Here is a 1,640-nt window from a genome sequence, read left to right on the forward strand (position 1 = left end):
TACGGAAGGCGCATCGGGCACGCACGCGGCATCGGCCGGCGGCGCCAGCAGTGCCGCGACGCCGGGCCCCGCGACGAGCGGCGTGAAGTTCGTGGCGCCGTCGTCCGGCGATCTGCAATACGATACGTTCTACAACGGGATGCAGAACATGATCGGCACGATCCACTGGCGCACCGACGGACGCACCTACGACCTGTCGGTGTCGATGCCCGTGCCGTTCGTCGGTCCGTTCACGTACCGCAGCGAAGGCCGCGTCGACGCATTCGGCGTCGCGCCCGATCGATATGTCGAGAAACGCGGCAAGCGCCCCGAGGACATCGCGATCTTCAACCGCGAGATCCGTCAGGTGGTCTTCACGCGCACGCCGAACAACGCGCCGCTGCCCGACGGCGTGCAGGATCGCTTCAGCATGCTGATGCAGTTGTCGGGGCTCGTGCGCGGCAATCCGTCCGCGTACAAGCCGGGCGTCACGCAACAGTTCTTCGTGATCGACAACAACAGCGGCGAGACCTGGCCGATCACGGTGATCGGCGACGAGGACGTGCAGACGCAGACCGGCATCGTTCGCGCGCGCCACTTCATGCGGCTGCCGCGCCGCGCGGGCGACACGCGCCGCATCGACATGTGGCTCGCACCGTCGCTCGACTGGCTGCCCGCGAGGCTCGTACAATCGGAACCGAACGGCGCGCAGATCGAGCTGCTGTGGCACGGCCGGCTCGCCCCGCCGAGCGCACCTGCCGACGGCGCGACGCCACGCGCAACAAATGCGCCCGCCAGCACCCCGGCTGCCGTGGCACCCGCCGCGGAGCCGGCACAATCGGCACAACCCGCGCCGCCGGCGGACGTGCAACCGTCCGCGCCCACGGGTTCACCGCCCGCGTCGACGCCCGCCGCGCCGTGACGACCGACAGATCGGCAATTTCGACCGATTAAAGTGATGGCCGAAATGGCCGATGACACTCTTTAACAACTATTTCAGTGCACCGGATCACAATAAGAAACGTTTGATAGACATCGGCTTCTAACCAATACACCCCACGCAAACGGGAGAACGGGGTGTGCAGCGCAAGCCCCTTGAAACCGGCACAGCCTGCCCCACCTACGGGACAACAAGGCCAGATGCCACTGCGAAGAGGAGTGCCGCCATGCAAATGATCTACAACAGCCCCAACTACTGCGTCGTCGAATTTGCGCCGCAGGCCGGCCACCATCTGATGAATGCCGGCGGATACGAAATCGTCGACAAGAACGCGCAGCGCGAGATCTTCATTGACGGCGAACTTGCCGAGCGTTTCCGCGCACACGTGAAACAGCTGATCGAGGATGAGCCGTCGCTCGACGAAGTGGACGAATTCCTCGGACAGTTCGACAGCCTGATGATGATGCCCGTCGTCCTGCACTGACGACGCCCGGTCCGGCGCATCGCCGGGCCAATCGCCGCGCGCTGGCGCGGCGCCGCGAGCACTCTGATCCAAGCCCCCGTCCGGTTCGCCGGCGGGGGTTTTCCTTTGATGGAGCCCGTGCCGACGAGGTTCTGCGTGTTGTAGCAGAGCTGCACCACGTTCACGCCGAGTTCCTTGAACACTTCGATGTAGCCGAGATTGTCCTCGAACGCATACGAGTTCTGGAAGCCGAAGATG

At 64.9% G+C, this 1,640-nt stretch carries 2 protein-coding genes and 1 pseudogene; 2 read left to right on the plus strand and 1 reads right to left on the minus strand.

Annotation, left to right across the window (positions count from 1 at the left end; translation table 11 throughout):
* Nucleotides 1-901, plus strand: a 901-nt coding sequence (locus F3J14_RS34870; protein WP_166726748.1) for a DUF3108 domain-containing protein, incomplete at its 5' end; no start/stop codon positions are given.
* Nucleotides 902-1,145: 244 nt separating this feature from the next.
* Nucleotides 1,146-1,403 (plus strand): DUF3567 domain-containing protein, encoded by a 258-nt coding sequence (locus F3J14_RS34875; RefSeq protein ID WP_006477667.1) that lies wholly within the window; start codon nucleotides 1,146-1,148, stop codon nucleotides 1,401-1,403.
* A gap of 104 nt (nucleotides 1,404-1,507) precedes the next feature.
* Here the strand turns inward: F3J14_RS34875 and F3J14_RS34880 are convergent.
* Nucleotides 1,508-1,640, minus strand: a pseudogene (locus F3J14_RS34880) (membrane dipeptidase); the annotation flags it as partial.

This window comes from Burkholderia sp. Tr-862 (assembly GCF_011753085.1).
Classification (GTDB): Bacteria; Pseudomonadota; Gammaproteobacteria; order Burkholderiales; family Burkholderiaceae; genus Burkholderia; species Burkholderia ambifaria.

Bases quoted from the DNA above. Each gene is read 5' to 3' on its own strand.
- F3J14_RS34875 (WP_006477667.1), top strand. From the start codon at position 1,146: ATGCAAATGATCTACAACAGCCCCAACTACTGCGTCGTCGAATTTGCG.